This is a genomic window from Aquitalea sp. USM4 (assembly GCF_004328945.1).
Classification (GTDB): Bacteria; Pseudomonadota; Gammaproteobacteria; order Burkholderiales; family Chromobacteriaceae; genus Aquitalea; species Aquitalea pelogenes.
In genome coordinates, this window is sequence record NZ_CP029539.1 from 163,677 (window position 1) to 178,019 (window position 14,343).

Here is a 14,343-nt window from a genome sequence, read left to right on the forward strand (position 1 = left end):
ACACCCTGCCTAGCATGCTTGTCAGGCCCCGGAGCCACCGCACCGGGCAGGGAGAAGTGAGTCAAAAAAGAGGAAATGTCATGAGCAACAGCAATCACGGCCTGGCGCGCAAGCTGGGCGGCTGGCAACTATGGGGGATCGCCGTCGGGCTGGTGATCTCGGGAGAATACTTCGGCTGGAGCTATGGCTGGGCCCAGGCCGGTACGCTGGGCTTTCTGCTCAGCTCGGTGTTTGTCGCCATCATGTATACCGCCTTCATTTTCAGCTTTACCGAGCTGACCACCGCCATTCCGCATGCGGGCGGCCCGTTTGCCTATGCCCGCCGCGCCTTTGGCCCGGTTGGCGGCTTTCTGGCCGGTTATGCCACCTTGTGCGAATTCGTGTTTGCTCCGCCGGCCATTGCGCTGGCCATTGGCGCCTACCTGAACGTGCAGTTTCCCGAGCTGAGCGCCAAGTGGATTGCCTGTGGCGCCTACATCGTGTTCATGGCGCTGAATATCGTGGGCGTCAGCGTGGCCGCAGCCTTCGAGCTGGTGGTCACCCTGCTGGCCATTTTTGAATTGCTGCTGTTCATGGGCGTGGTATCGCCGGGCTTCAGCTGGGACAACTTCACCCACCACGGCTGGGCCGGTAGCGACAGCTTCAGCCTGAGCGCCATCGGTGGCATGTTTGCCGCCATTCCGTTTGCCATCTGGTTCTTCCTGGCCATCGAAGGCGCTGCCATGGCCGCCGAGGAAGCCAAGGACCCCAGCCGCACCATTCCGCGCGCCTATGTAGCCGGCATCCTCACCCTGGTGGCGCTGGCCATGGGCGTGATGATCATGGCAGGCGGTGCCGGTGACTGGAGCAAGCTGGCCAACATCAACGACCCGCTGCCGCAGGCAATGAAGCTGATCGTGGGCAGCAACAGCGGCTGGCTGCACATGCTGGTATGGCTGGGCCTCCTGGGCCTGATTGCCAGCTTCCACGGCATCATCATGGGCTATTCGCGCCAGATCTTCGCGCTGGCCCGTGCCGGTTACCTGCCGCCGATGCTGGCGGTAATCCACCCGCGCTTCAAGACACCGCATCGCGCCATCATCGTGGGCGGGATTGTCGGCATTGCCGCCATCTTCAGTGACGACCTGATCCAGATTGCCGGTCAGCCGCTGACCGCCAACATCGTCACCCTGTCGGTGTTCGGTGCCATCGTGATGTACATCGTGTCCATGCTGGCGCTGTTCAAGCTGCGCCGCAGCGAACCCACCCTGACCCGTCCGTTCAGCGCACCGGCCTACCCGCTGCTGCCCGGCCTGGCACTGGCCTGCGCGGTGGTATGCCTGGTGGCCATGATCTGGTACAACCAGTTGCTGGCGCTGATTTTTGCCGGCAGCCTGGCCGTGGCCTATGCCTACTACCTGCTGACCCATCGCCAGCGTGCGGCTGCCGCCAGCGATCATTTGCTGGAAGGTGGCGATGCCACCACGCTGAAACCTGCTGTTGCCCGTAGCGAATAAGAGAGAGGCGGGGTGTGCCCGGCACACCCCGGTAAACCATGTCCTACGCCATCACCATCGGCCCGCGCCGTTACCAGTTTGACGACCTGAAAACCCTGCTGGCCCGCGCCACGCCCTTGCGTTCGGGCGACCAGCTGGCCGGGATAGCCGCCAGCAGCGCCGAAGAGCGTGTGGCGGCACAAATGTGTCTGGCCGACGTGCCACTCACCACCTTCTTGCAAGAGCTGCTGATTCCCTACGAAGAAGACGAAGTCAGCCGCCTGATCATCGACAGCCACGACGCCCACGCCTTTGCCCCCATCCGCCACCTGACCGTGGGTGGCCTGCGCGACTGGCTGCTGTCCGATGCCGCCAACAGCAACACCCTGGCCGCCGTGGCGCCCGGCCTGACGCCGGAAATGGTGTCCGCCGTCAGCAAGCTGATGCGCAACCAGGACCTGATATGGGTGGCCAGCAAATGCCGGGTGATCACCCGTTTTCGCAACACGCAGGGCCTGCCCGGCCACATGGGCGTGCGCCTGCAGCCCAACCACCCCACCGACGACGCACGCGGCATTGCCGCCGCCATGCTGGACGGCCTGCTGTACGGCGCTGGCGATGCGGTGATCGGCATCAATCCGGCCAGCGACAGCCCGGAAGCCATCCACACCATGCTGGCGATGATGGACGAAGTACGCCAGCGCTATGCCATTCCCACCCAGAGCTGCGTGCTCACCCACGTCACCAGCACGCTGGAACTCATCCGGCGCGGCGCACCGGTGGATCTGGTATTCCAGTCGATTGCCGGTACGGAAAAAGCCAATAGCGGCTTCGGCATCAATCTGGCGGTGCTGGGCGAAGCACAACAGGCCGCACTGGAGCTGCGCCGCGGCACGGTGGGCGATAATGTGATGTACTTCGAAACCGGCCAGGGCAGCGCACTGTCGGCCAACGCCCACTGGGGCGTGGACCAGCAAACCTGCGAAGTGCGCGCCTATGCAGTGGCGCGGCATTTCTCGCCGCTGCTGGTGAATACCGTGGTGGGCTTCATCGGCCCGGAATACCTGTACAACGGCAAGCAGATCATCCGCGCCGGGCTGGAAGACCATTTCTGCGGCAAACTGCTGGGCCTGCCCATGGGCTGCGACATCTGCTATACCAACCATGCCGAAGCCGACCAGGACGATATGGACAGCCTGCTCACCCTCTTGGGCACGGCGGGTATCCACTTCATCATTGGCGTGCCCGGTGCCGACGACATCATGCTGGGTTATCAGAGCACCTCGTTTCACGATGCACTCTACCTGCGTCAGCTGCTGGGCCTGAAGCGGGCTCCGGAGTTTGAAGACTGGCTGGAAAGCATGGCCATTACCCGCGCCGGCAAGCTACAGGCACAAGACCGCCAGCAAGCCTTGCTGCAATTGATGGAGACCTTCCGATGAATGCCCCGTTCAGCCCGGCCACCACCGCCAACAGTGCCATCACCGAAGACAGCTGGCAGGAGCTGGCCAGCCATACCGTGGCGCGCATTGCGCTGGGACGGGTGGGTTCCAGCTTGCCCACGCGCGAAACCCTGCGCTTTGCCCTGGCCCATGCCCAGGCCCGCGATGCCGTGCACACGCCGCTGGACCTGTCCGCGCTGAGCGCATCCCTGCAAGACCTGCAATTGCCCAGCCTGCAAGTGCGCAGTGCCGCACCCAGCCGCGCTGCCTATCTGCAACGGCCGGACCAGGGCCGTCGCCTGCACCCGGACAGCCGCGCCAGCCTGCTGGCTGCCGGAGTGGAACCCTGTGATGTGCTATTCGTGGTGGGAGATGGTTTGTCGGCCCGCGCCGTGGCCAGTCATGCCGTGCCGCTGATTGCCGCCACCCTGCCGCTGTTGCAGGAGCAGGGCTTGCGGGTGGGGCCGGTGGTACTGGCCACCGAAGCGCGGGTGGCCCTGGCCGATGAAGTGGGTGAATGCCTGCAGGCGGCCATGGTGGTGATGCTGATTGGCGAGCGCCCCGGCCTGAGCTCACCGGACAGCCTGGGGGTATATCTCACCAGCGCACCACGGGTGGGCTGCATGGATTCGGCGCGCAACTGCATTTCCAATGTGCGTCCGCAAGGCCTGCCCTACCCTCTGGCAGCTTATAAACTGGCCTGGCTGATCCGCGCAGGGCGCACCAGCGGCACCGGCGTGGCACTCAAGGACGGCAGTGCTGCCGAGGCCGGCTGGCTGCAACTGCAGCAACAACTGGCACTGGCCGCACAGCAGGGCTGAGGACTTCAGCCACAGCAGGCCGCCTCTTGTTGCAGGCGGCCGTGCAAGGCCGCCTCGCTCAGCGGCACCGACAGGCCGAAGCCCTGGTACTGGCAACATTCCATCTCGCGCAGCAGTTGCAATTGCTCTGCCGTTTCCACGCCTTCGGCTACCACCGTCTTGCCCAGATTGCGCCCCAGCGTCACCACGGCGCTCACCACCATGCGTTGCTGTTCATTGCTTTCAATGCCTGCCACCAGGCTGCGGTCTATCTTGATGATGCCAAGCGGAAAGCGCACCAGATAAGCCAGCGAGGAATAACCGGTGCCAAAATCGTCCATCGCCAGTTGCGCGCCCCAGCCCTGCAATTCCTGCATCTGGCTGATGATGTGTTCGGTATCGCCCAGCAGCAGGGATTCGGTGATTTCCAGCTCCAGCAAATCAGGTGACAAACCGCTGTCGGCCAGTGCGCTGGCCATCTCGCGACACAGGTGGTCACGCTCGAACAGGCGTGGCGACAGATTGACCGCCAAACTGATGCTGCTGGCCGCCATGCGGTTATAGCGGGCAATGGCCATGCTGGCCTTGCGCAGGATGGACATGGTCAGCGGCAGGATCAAGCCGCACTCCTCTGCCACCGGAATGAAGCGGTCCGGCCCGATATCGCCCAGCTGGACGTGGTGCCAACGTGCCAGCGCCTCCACGCCAACCATCTTGCCGTGCCGGTCGAACTTAGGCTGATAGGCCACGCTAAAATCATCCTGCTCCAGCGCCAGCCGCATTTCGCGCTCCAGCGTGAAGCGCTCGTCCGACTGCTGGTCCAGCTTGCCGGTAAAGAAATGCAGATTATCCTTGCCCGCCGCCTTGGCGGCATACATGGCCACATCGGCGTGACGCAGCAAGGTCTGCTCGTCCACACCGTCGCGCGGGTACAGTGCCACTCCCATGCTGGCGCTGACATTGCAGCTGTGCTCTTGCAGCAGCACCGGCTGGCTGGTCTTGAGCCGGATGCGTTCGAGCAAGGTCCACAGGCCCTCCTCGCTATCCAGATCATTCAGGATCAGCACAAACTCGTCCCCGCCCAGCCTGGCCACGGTATCGAGCTTGCGGATGCTGCCGGCAATACGCCCGGCCACGGTCTTGAGCAACTGGTCGCCCGCGTCATGCCCCAGGTTGTCGTTGATGAACTTGAAGTTGTCCAGATCGATGAACACCACCGCCAGCCTGCTTTGCGCCCGTGCGGCCCTGGCCACACTCTGCTTCAGCCTGTCGTACAGCAAGGCACGGTTGGGCAGCCCGGTGAGCGCGTCAAAATTGGCCTGCATTTCCAGCTGTTGCTGGTAATGCTTGCGTTCGGAAATATCCTGCACCGTGCCCTCGTAATACAGGAAACGGCCGTGTTCCGATGACACCACATGCGCATTCTCGGATATCCAGATGCGCTGGCCATCCTTGCGGTATACCTCGGACTCGAAATTCACCACCTCGCCCGCCGTTTCCATCAGCCGCAGGAATTCTTCGCGCCGACCGGCTTCCACATACAGCTGGCAACTGATGTCGGACAGATTCAGGATCAGCTCCTCCGGCGTGGCATAGCCATACAGCCGTGCCAGGGCCGGATTGGCCGCCAGGTAACGGCCGGTCTTGCTGCTCTGGAAGATACCTTCCTGCGCATGCTCGAAAATGGTGCGATATCGCATCTCGGCCTGCGCCAATGCACGAATAGTGCGCTGCTGGCTGGTGACATCCATCACGAAGCCTTCCAGCACCATGCCATCGCCGTCCGGCGACGCCACCCCGCTTTCCCGTACATGACGCAGCTGGCCACCCGCAGTCCGTATCCGGTACTGCAAGGCAAAACGGCCATTGCCACGCAGGCTGCTGGCCAGTGCATCGGCCACGGCCTGGCGGTCATCCTTGTGGATCACCCCCATCCAGCCGCCGCTGCTGGCGGTCAGCTGGGCCGCGCTGTAACCGCACAAGACCAGGCAACCACGGCTGACAAACTGCATGTGACGCTCCGGGTCATGCCGACCGCGGTAGGCCATGCCATCAAGATGATGAATCAGGTTTTCCAGTGCCGCCGGCTGGAAACCGTTCACGGCATGGGCATGCAGGGAAACAGGACGCAAGGATTGTGTGCTGGGCATCGGGCTGTACATGCGTTGTCGGTGACAGGATGGGATAAACCGCAGCAATAAACATGCCCGCACCAGAAAAGGAGCCATCCCCCTGCACGCAGGATTTACATGGGCAGGCATTCCGCAGAGCAGCAAATTTACGGTAGCATGCGCCAACCATGACGTGACACATGGCAATGCCATCCTGTTGCCAGGTTGCGTTGAGACACCGCTACATGGCGGCATTGTTGAATATCCGGAGTCCAATGCGGGCCATACTCATTCTGTGTACCTTGCTGCTGGCTGGCTGCAGCAGCTGGCTGCAAAGCGGCAAGGACTTGCTGCAATCCTGGTCGGCTCCGGCCAAACCCCATGCGCCATCCGAGGCGTCCGGGCTTTGCCAGGTCCGCCATTTCCTGATTGGCTGGGGGCGGGAATATCCGGAAGCCAGAGGCAGTGCATTTGTCACCAGTTACAGCATCACTACCGATCAGGGGCAACTGCATGTCGATGACCTCACGGTTTACCGTGACATCATGCAAGGCAAGGGACAGCGTGTGGCCTTGCTGATGTCCAATGCCCCCGGCGGCTGGATTGTCGACCTGGCAGCAGACAGCCAGCGCAAGCAACTGCGCAGCAGCGTGATGTGCCGCCTGCCTTCGCAAAATGAGGGCATGTCCAACCCACCATGAAGACATATTGTTTTTCCATGCGTACAGACAAATCATGTCATGCGGAAATGTTTATACTGACCCGCCGTATCCGTTCATTTGACCTGCCGCATAAATAATCTGGCAGTGCTTGGCTGTTTTCAATGACAGTGGCTATAGTGTGGTTTATTGGGGCAATACTGAACAATCAATAAAAACCAGAATAAATTTAAATGAATTCTAAAAAATCCAGTTCAAGCACCGGCACATGCAAAGCCAGCAGCCAACTGGAACCGTTTCCGCTATACCGTGAATATCTGAATGCTGCACAGCGCCAGCCGGGCCCGCAAGGCAAACCGGTCTGTTTGTGTGCCGTATTTCTTCCACTTATTGCCTAGGGTGCTTTCGTGTCAGATCTGCTAAAAAAAATCGATGCCAGAACAAAACTGGCAGGGACCAACAAGCTGGAAATCCTGCTGTTCTCCCTGGGTCACGACCAGCGTACCGGGAGGAAGGAAGTCTTCGGCATCAACGTCTTCAAGGTCCGCGAAGTCATGCGGACACCCGAAATCACTTCCGCTCCCGAAATGCCCTCCTCGGTTGAAGGCATGGTCAGCCTGCGTGGCTCGCTGGTCCCGGTCATCGACCTGGCCAAGTACGCCGGCATCGTCACCAGCAACAAGCCCGAAATCATGATCGTCACCGAGTACAACGGCCACACCCAGGGCTTCCTGGTCGAGGCGGTTGATACCATCCTGCGTCTGGACTGGTCTGCCATGCGCGTGCCGCCGGACATGATCACCAACCGCATGGCCGGCCTGGTCACCGCTGTCACCGAGCTGGATCACGGCACGCTGGTGATGATGATGGACGTGGAAAAAGTGCTGGCGGAAACCTCGCTGGTGGACGACTCCCATCACTTCATCAATATCGAGCCGGTGAAAGAAGAACGCATGATCTTCTTCACCGACGATTCCGCCGTCGCCCGCAAGCAGATCGAGCGCACGCTGGACGCCATGCAGGTGAAATACGCCTACGCCATCAACGGCATGCGCGCCTGGGAAGAGCTGCAAAAAATGGCCATGCAGGCCGAACTCTCCGGCAAGCGCTTGTGTGAAACCCTGCATCTGGTGCTGACCGATGTGGAAATGCCGGAAATGGATGGCTACATGCTGACCAAGCTGATCAAGAGCGACCCGCGTTTTGCCGGCATTCCGGTGCTGATGCACTCCTCGCTGTCCGGCAGTTCCAACCAGAAGCTCGGCCAGTCGGTGGGCGTGGATGAGTATGTGTCCAAGTTCGAAGCCCAGAAGCTGTCGATGAAGTTGCGCGAAATGCTCAAGCTGACCAACAACTAAACCAGAACAGACTTCATCCGGGAGAGGTATTCATATGTCAGCCACTGACGCATCCCTGCTTGCCAGCGTGGACGCCCGCACCAAGCTTGCCGGCTCCAACAAGATGGAAATCCTGCTGTTTTCGCTGGGTACCCGCGAAACCTTCGGCATCAATGTATTCAAGGTGCGCGAGGTGTCGCAGACCCCCGCCATCACCAAAACCCCCAACATGCCCTTTGGCGTGCAGGGCGTGCTGTCGCTGCGCGGCAATATCATTCCGGTGATTTCGCTGGCCCGTTTTGTCGGTTCCGAGCAAAGCGGCCGCAAGTTCGACACCATGATCGTTACCGAATTCAACAAGAGTACCCAGGCTTTCCTGGTGGATTCGGTGGACCGCATCATCCGGGTGGACTGGGACCGCGTGCGCGCCCCGGAAAACATGATGAACAGCAGCGCCACCAACTCCAACCTGATCACCGCCATCACCGAACTGGAAGACGGCAAGCTGGTTTCCATTCTGGACGTGGAGCAGATCCTGGCCACGGTGGTGGGCGAACCGCGCCTGCCGGACATTCCGCAAGCCCAGCTGGAGAGCGACCAGTACCTGTTCTTCGTGGATGATTCGGTGGTGGCCCGCAAGGAAATCACCAGCGTGCTGGAGAAGATGGGCATCAAGTTCCAGCAGGCCACCAATGGGCGCGAAGCCTGGGAGCGCCTGCAGGTGCTGGCCAGCCGCACCTGGGGTGAGGACGAGTGCCTGCACGATTACCTGAAGATCATTCTGGTGGATGCGGAAATGCCTGAAATGGACGGCTATGTGCTGACCAAGCTGATCAAATCCGATGTCCGCTTCAAAGGCATCCCGGTTATCATGCACTCCTCGCTGTCGTCCAATGCCAACAAGGCCATGGGTTCCAGCGTGGGGGTGGATGCCTATGTTGCCAAATTCGACCCGGCAATCCTGGCTGAAACCCTGCTGCCTTACCTTCAAAGATAACGCTGTCCCCGCGCAGGCCTGTGCCGGGCGGGTGGACGCCACTAACGAATCAACTCTTTGGAGCCTCATTTATGGTGGACAAGAACATGAAGTTTCTGGTCGTCGACGACTTCTCGACCATGAGACGCATTGTGCGCAACCTGCTCAAAGAGCTGGGCTTTACCAATGTCGACGAAGCGGAAGACGGCCAGGTTGCCCTGCACAAGCTGAAAAACCAGCATTTCGACTTCATCGTGTCTGACTGGAACATGCCCAACATGACGGGCATCGAGCTGCTCAAGGCGGTGCGTGCCGACCAGCAGATCAAGCATCTTCCCTTCATGATGATCACCGCCGAAGCCAAGCGGGAAAACATCATCGAGGCAGCCATGGCCGGTGCCAGCGGCTATATCGTGAAGCCGTTTACCGCGGCCACGCTGGAAGAAAAGATGAACAAGATCTTCCAGACCCTGAACAAGTAAACGCATATACATGGCAAGACGACTTGCCAGGTCAGCAAAGAGGAGAAGCTATCGTGCCGGATCACATTCTAGATAGCGGAGATTCCCCGGATCTCGAAGCACTGTTCGACAGCATTGCCAGCCAGCAGAAAGAGGCGGCCACTGAGGATGCACCTGCTGCTCAAACAACGGGTAATGCACACAACAACGAAGAGATGTACGAGCAGATTGGCCAGATCACGCGCAAGATGCACAACACCCTGCGTGACATGGGTTACGACAAGTCACTGGAACGCGTGGCGGATGCCATTCCCGATGCGCGCGACCGGCTCAGTTACATCGCCTCGCTGACCAAGAGTGCGGCCGACCGGGTGCTCAATGCCATCGACGTGGCCCAGCCTCTGCAAGACAAACTGGGCAGCAACTCGAAGAGCCTGTCCGAACGCTGGAACCTGCTGTATGCCAACCAGCTGTCGGTGGAAGAGTTCAAGCAGCTGGCCAATGACACCCGCCAGTACCTGAACCAGGTACCGGAACAGACGCACGAAACGAATACCCAGTTGCTGGAAATCGTGATGGCACAGGATTTCCAGGACCTCACCGGCCAGGTCATCAAGAAAATGATGGATATGTTCAAAACCATCGAAGCTGAAATGCTGAACCTGCTGGTGGAATTCTCGCCGGAACACAAGAAGGGCGCGCTGGACAGCAGCCTGCTCAACGGCCCGGCCATCAATCAGGAAGGCAACCCGGATGTGATGTCCAGCCAGCAGCAAGTGGACGATTTGCTGGACAGCCTGGGTTTCTGAAGCAAACCCCTGCACTTCCCTTTTCTGCCCCGGCCCTGCACATGCAGGGCCGTTTTCATGTGGATGGTGCGCCGGCATGAAAAAAGGGCTGACCCCGCAAGCAAGGCCAACCCAGGCATGAGACTGATGAGAACGCAGGGAAATACCGTCAGGACTACACCAGCTAGTTCACCACCGCCTGCACCTGCCAGGCGTTGTTCTTGACCTCGGACAGCGTCACCGGGGCCTTCAGCAGGTTGCCATTGGGCGCAAAGGCAAAGTCGGCGGTGACACCGCTGTAACGGATGGCGGCCAGCTTGGGCAGATACTTGGCCGGCTCGACAGAACCCGCCTGCTTCATGGCTTCGGCCACCAGCATCACCCCGTCGTAGAATTGCGGCCCCAGCAGTACCACATCCTGATGGAAGCGCGCCTTGTAACGGGTTTCAAACGCCTTGCCCGCCGGACGGGCAGTCAGCACGCCACCGGCCACCGCCGAGTAATGACCAGCCGCATCCGCCCCGGCCAGCTGGATGAAAGTGGGGGTGTTCATCATGTCGCCGCCCATCAGCCGGGCTTTCAGGCCCAGCCGCTTGAGCTGCTTGGCCATGGGCGCAGCCTGGGCATCCGCCCCGCCGTAGAAAATCACTTCCGGATTGATTGCTTTCACCGCCGTCAGGATGGAGGTGAAATCGGTTGCCTTGTCGGTGGTGAATTCACGCCGTGCCACCTTGCCGCCATTGGCAGTCACCGCCTTGACGAATTCGTCGGCAATACCCTGGCCGTAGGCGGTGCGGTCATCAATCGCCACAATACGCGTGGCCTTGAGGGTTTTTACCGCAAACTGGCCCAGCGAGCCGCCAATCTGGCTGTCGCTGCCCACCAGGCGGAAGGTGGTCTTGTAGCCTTGCTGGGTGTAAGCCGGGTTGGTGGATACCGACAGTTGCGGAATACCGGCTTCCGAGTAAATGCGTGAAGCAGGAATGGACACTCCGGAGTTGAAGTGGCCAATCACCGCCTTCACCCCGGCATCCACCAGCCGCTGCGCAGCCTGGGTGCCAATGCGCGGGTCGGCCTGATCGTCCTCGGATACCAGCTCGAACTTGATCTTCTGCCCGCCCACCACCAGACCCTTGGCATTGATGTCGTCAATGGCCATCCTGGTGGCGTTTTCATTGTCCTTGCCGTAATGCGCCTGTGGGCCGGACAAGGGTGAGGAAAAGCCGATTTTCACTACCGTATCGGCATGTGCGGCAGCAATGGCGAACGGGGCCATCATGCCGCCCAGTGCCACTACCCGGCCAAGTTCTGCCAACAGTTTCTTTTGTGCCATGTCATTTCTCCTTTGACGCTGCATTCATTCAAGAGAAACCAGCTGATTTCTCCTGTTACTGCTCTCCAGCCATGACCGGTCTGCGCCGGTGTCTGGCAGGATCAAAACCGTTGCAAGCGGTAGGGCTGCATGTCTGTTTCCGCTGCGCGGCCCTGCAACCAATCACTCAGCAATACCGCCGTGGTGGCGGCCAGGGTGAGGCCCAGATGGCCGTGCCCGGTGGCAAACCACAGGCCGGGCTGCCCTGGGGCCGGGCCGATGATGGGCAAGGTATCCGGCAGCGAGGGGCGGTTGCCCATCCATACCGTCATGTCTGCGGTGGAAAAATCGCCGACGATGCGCCGCGCCTTGTCCAGCAGGATGTGGGCGCGCCGCCAGTCGGGTGGCGCATCGCGGTGTGCCAGCTCTACCGTGCCAGCCAGGCGCAGGCCACCATCCGCCATGGGCAAAATGACAAAGCTTTCGCTGGCGCACTGGATAAAGTGGTGCAGCTTCACTCCGGCCCTGGGCAGGTTGACGTGATAGCCGCGCTCGCTCTCCAGCGGTACGCGGTAGCGGTGCTGACGGGTAAAGCGGTCGCTCCACACGCCACAGGCAATCACCGTGGCATCAGCCGACAGGCGGCCATGGCGGGCTGTTTCCACCCCGCTCACACGCCCCTCCCCTGCGACCGTAGCCAGCACCTCATCCTGCATAAAGCGTCCACCGGCACGGACAAAGGCATCGAACAGGCCACGGCTGAAGGTGTAGGGGTCGTCCACATGCGACCAGTCCGGCACCCGCACCGCGTATTGCCATTCCTCGGCCAACAGCGGTTCTTGTGCCAGTAACTGGCTGCGTGGCAAGGCCTGCCACTGCACGCCATGGCGGCGTTTTTCCTGCCAGGCGGGCAAGGCGGCATCGAACTCCTGCTGATTGCGGTACAGGGTGAGGTTGCCGTGGCGTCGCCACATGGCCGTGAGCCCGGCCTTGTCTATCAGCGCGGCGTAGTCCTGATTCACCCGTCCCAGCAAGGCCGACAGATCGCGGGTGAGTGTGGCCACCTTGCTCGGGCGGCTGGCAGCAAGAAAGCGCAGCAGCCACGGCATCAGGCTGGGCAGGTAGCGCCAGCGCAGGGCCAGCGGCCCCAGCGGGTCCAACATCCAGCCCGGCACCTTGCGCAGCACGCCCGGTTCGGCCAGCGGTATCACATCGCTGATGGCAAAGGCACCGGCATTGCCATAGCTGGTTTCCATGGCTGGTTCGCCACGGTCCAGCAGGGTGACGGCAAAGCCTTCCAGCCGCAGTTGCAGCGCAATGGCGATGCCGACCACCCCGGCCCCCACCACGATGACTTCATCTCCCGCAACAAGGGTGTCGGCCATGGTTCAGGCCTCCCGCACGCCATCCAGCAGGCGCGGCAAGCCCTGCGGATTCTCATGTTTCAGGGCGGTCGGCAGCAGTGCATCCGGCAGGTCCTGATAGCACACCGGGCGCAGGAAGCGCTGGATGGCCGCCGTGCCCACCGAGGTGGAGCGCACATCCGATGTGGCCGGGAACGGCCCGCCATGCACCATGGCGTCACATACTTCCACCCCGGTAGGCCAGCCGTTGACCAGAATGCGGCCAGCCTTGCGCTCCAGCACCGGCAACAGGCTGCGGGCCAGCGCGATATCGTCGTCATCCAGTTGCAGCGTGGCCGTCAGCTGGCCTTCCAGCGCCTCGGCCAGTTGCAGGCGTTCTGCCTCATCACGGCATTGCACGATCAGCGCGGCAGCGCCGAACACCTCGGCCTGCAAGGCCGGATTGGCCAGGTATTCTGCTGCACTTGCCCGCAGCAGCTGTGGCTGGCACTGGTTGGGACCGGTGGGCAACACACCCTTGGCCACGGTACTGGCGTGGCGGGACAGACTGTCCACTCCGTCCTGATACGCCGCCCGGATGCCGGGTGTGAGCATGGTTTGCGCCGCACTGTGTTGCAGCAAATCAGCCGCGCTGGCGACAAACGCCTCCAGCGCCGGCCCTTGTACCGCCACCAAGAGGCCGGGGTTGGTACAGAACTGCCCTGCGCCCAGCGTCAGCGAGCCGACAAAGCCCTGTGCCAGCGCATCCCCACGGGCCTGCAAGGCAGCAGGCAGCAGGAACACCGGGTTGGTGGAGCTCATCTCTGCATATACCGGAATCGGCTCTACACGCTGCTGTGCGGTCTGACACAGGGCCAGCCCACCGGCACGCGAGCCGGTAAAGCCCACCGCCTTGATGCGCGCATCGTTCACCAATGCCTGCCCTACTTCGCGGCCACTGCCAAACAGCAGGGCGAATACCCCGGCGGGCAAGCCGCACTCTTCCAGCGCCCGCACAATGGCCTGGCCCACCAGTTCGCTGGTGCCGGGATGGGCGCTGTGCGCCTTGACGATGACCGGGCATCCGGCCGCCAGTGCCGAGGCGGTGTCCCCCCCGGCCACCGAGAAGGCCAGCGGAAAGTTGCTGGCCCCGAATACGGCCACCGGCCCCAGCGGGATCTGGCGCTGGCGCAAGTCGGCACGCGGCAGCGGCTGGCGCGCAGGCTGGGCCTGATCGACCCGCACATCCAGCCATTCACCAGCCCGTACGGTACGGGCAAACATGCGCAGCTGGCCGCAGGTGCGGGCCCGCTCGCCCTGCAAACGGGCCTGCGGCAAACCGGTTTCCAGCATGGCGCGTTCAATCAGCGCATCGCCCAGCGCTTCGATTTCCCCGGCAATGGTTTGCAGCAACTGCGCCCGCTGTGCCGGCGTGGTTTCGCGGTAGGCATCAAACGCGGCCCATGCCAGCGCGCACGCCTGCTCCACCTGTGCCTGATCGCCCCCGGCATAGCCCGGTTGCAGTGTCTGTCCGCTGGACGGGTTGATGGCATGCAGCGCTTCACGCCTACCGCTGACGGATTGCCCGCCAATCAGCATCTTGCCTGTCAGATTCATGAGATTTCCTGCTTGAAGTAAA

General features: G+C 61.6%; 12 protein-coding genes. 8 read left to right on the forward strand and 4 right to left on the reverse strand.

Annotated elements, in window-relative coordinates; translation table 11 throughout:
• Window positions 1-80: 80 nt before the first annotated feature.
• The 3 genes from eat to eutC are packed head-to-tail and all read left to right on the forward strand — an operon-like array spanning window position 81 to window position 3,738.
• Window positions 81-1,496: an ethanolamine permease gene (eat, locus tag DKK66_RS00755; RefSeq protein ID WP_045848372.1), complete on the forward strand. Its 1,416-nt coding sequence runs from the start codon at window positions 81-83 to the stop codon at window positions 1,494-1,496.
• A gap of 38 nt (window positions 1,497-1,534) precedes the next feature.
• Complete coding sequence (locus DKK66_RS00760; protein ID WP_131354612.1) at window positions 1,535-2,917, forward strand: ethanolamine ammonia-lyase subunit EutB; 1,383 nt, start codon at window positions 1,535-1,537, stop codon at window positions 2,915-2,917.
• Complete coding sequence (gene eutC / locus DKK66_RS00765; protein ID WP_131354615.1) at window positions 2,914-3,738, forward strand: ethanolamine ammonia-lyase subunit EutC; 825 nt, start codon at window positions 2,914-2,916, stop codon at window positions 3,736-3,738. The genes DKK66_RS00760 and eutC overlap by 4 nt, the downstream gene beginning before the upstream one ends.
• A 5-nt stretch (window positions 3,739-3,743) precedes the next feature.
• Here eutC and DKK66_RS00770 read toward each other — a convergent pair whose 3' ends face one another.
• Window positions 3,744-5,867, reverse strand: a complete 2,124-nt coding sequence (locus DKK66_RS00770) for a bifunctional diguanylate cyclase/phosphodiesterase (protein WP_165494082.1) — start codon at window positions 5,865-5,867, stop codon at window positions 3,744-3,746.
• Between the two features lie 236 nt (window positions 5,868-6,103).
• Here DKK66_RS00770 and DKK66_RS00775 point away from each other — a divergent pair, with 236 nt between their 5' ends.
• The 5 genes from DKK66_RS00775 (at window position 6,104) to cheZ (ending at window position 10,070) form a co-directional block, all read left to right on the forward strand.
• Complete coding sequence (locus tag DKK66_RS00775; protein WP_062789859.1) at window positions 6,104-6,529, forward strand: hypothetical protein; 426 nt, start codon at window positions 6,104-6,106, stop codon at window positions 6,527-6,529.
• 365 nt (window positions 6,530-6,894) lie between these two features.
• A complete protein-coding gene (locus tag DKK66_RS00780; protein ID WP_131354622.1) occupies window positions 6,895-7,845 on the forward strand; it encodes a chemotaxis protein in 951 nt (316 codons plus the stop codon).
• 34 nt (window positions 7,846-7,879) lie between these two features.
• Window positions 7,880-8,821, forward strand: a complete 942-nt coding sequence (locus DKK66_RS00785) for a chemotaxis protein (RefSeq protein WP_131354625.1) — start codon at window positions 7,880-7,882, stop codon at window positions 8,819-8,821.
• Window positions 8,822-8,895: 74 nt separating this feature from the next.
• On the forward strand, window positions 8,896-9,282 hold the full coding sequence (cheY, locus tag DKK66_RS00790) for a chemotaxis response regulator CheY (RefSeq protein ID WP_199103516.1): 387 nt from the start codon (window positions 8,896-8,898) through the stop codon (window positions 9,280-9,282).
• A 53-nt stretch (window positions 9,283-9,335) separates the two neighbouring features.
• Complete coding sequence (gene cheZ / locus DKK66_RS00795; RefSeq protein ID WP_131354628.1) at window positions 9,336-10,070, forward strand: protein phosphatase CheZ; 735 nt, start codon at window positions 9,336-9,338, stop codon at window positions 10,068-10,070.
• Between the two features lie 163 nt (window positions 10,071-10,233).
• Here the strand turns inward: cheZ and DKK66_RS00800 are convergent, their stop codons facing one another.
• The 3 genes from DKK66_RS00800 to DKK66_RS00810 all read right to left on the reverse strand — a co-directional run bounded on the left by DKK66_RS00800 (window position 10,234) and on the right by DKK66_RS00810 (window position 14,321).
• Window positions 10,234-11,382, reverse strand: coding sequence for a branched-chain amino acid ABC transporter substrate-binding protein (locus DKK66_RS00800; protein ID WP_131354631.1), 1,149 nt, complete (start codon window positions 11,380-11,382; stop codon window positions 10,234-10,236).
• 101 nt (window positions 11,383-11,483) lie between these two features.
• Window positions 11,484-12,746 carry an FAD-binding oxidoreductase gene (locus DKK66_RS00805; RefSeq protein WP_131354634.1) on the reverse strand — a complete coding sequence of 421 codons (1,263 nt, stop codon included), beginning with the start codon at window positions 12,744-12,746 and terminating at the stop codon, window positions 11,484-11,486.
• A gap of 3 nt (window positions 12,747-12,749) precedes the next feature.
• Complete coding sequence (locus tag DKK66_RS00810) at window positions 12,750-14,321, reverse strand: aldehyde dehydrogenase (NADP(+)) (RefSeq protein ID WP_131354636.1); 1,572 nt, start codon at window positions 14,319-14,321, stop codon at window positions 12,750-12,752.
• Window positions 14,322-14,343 lie beyond the last annotated feature (22 nt).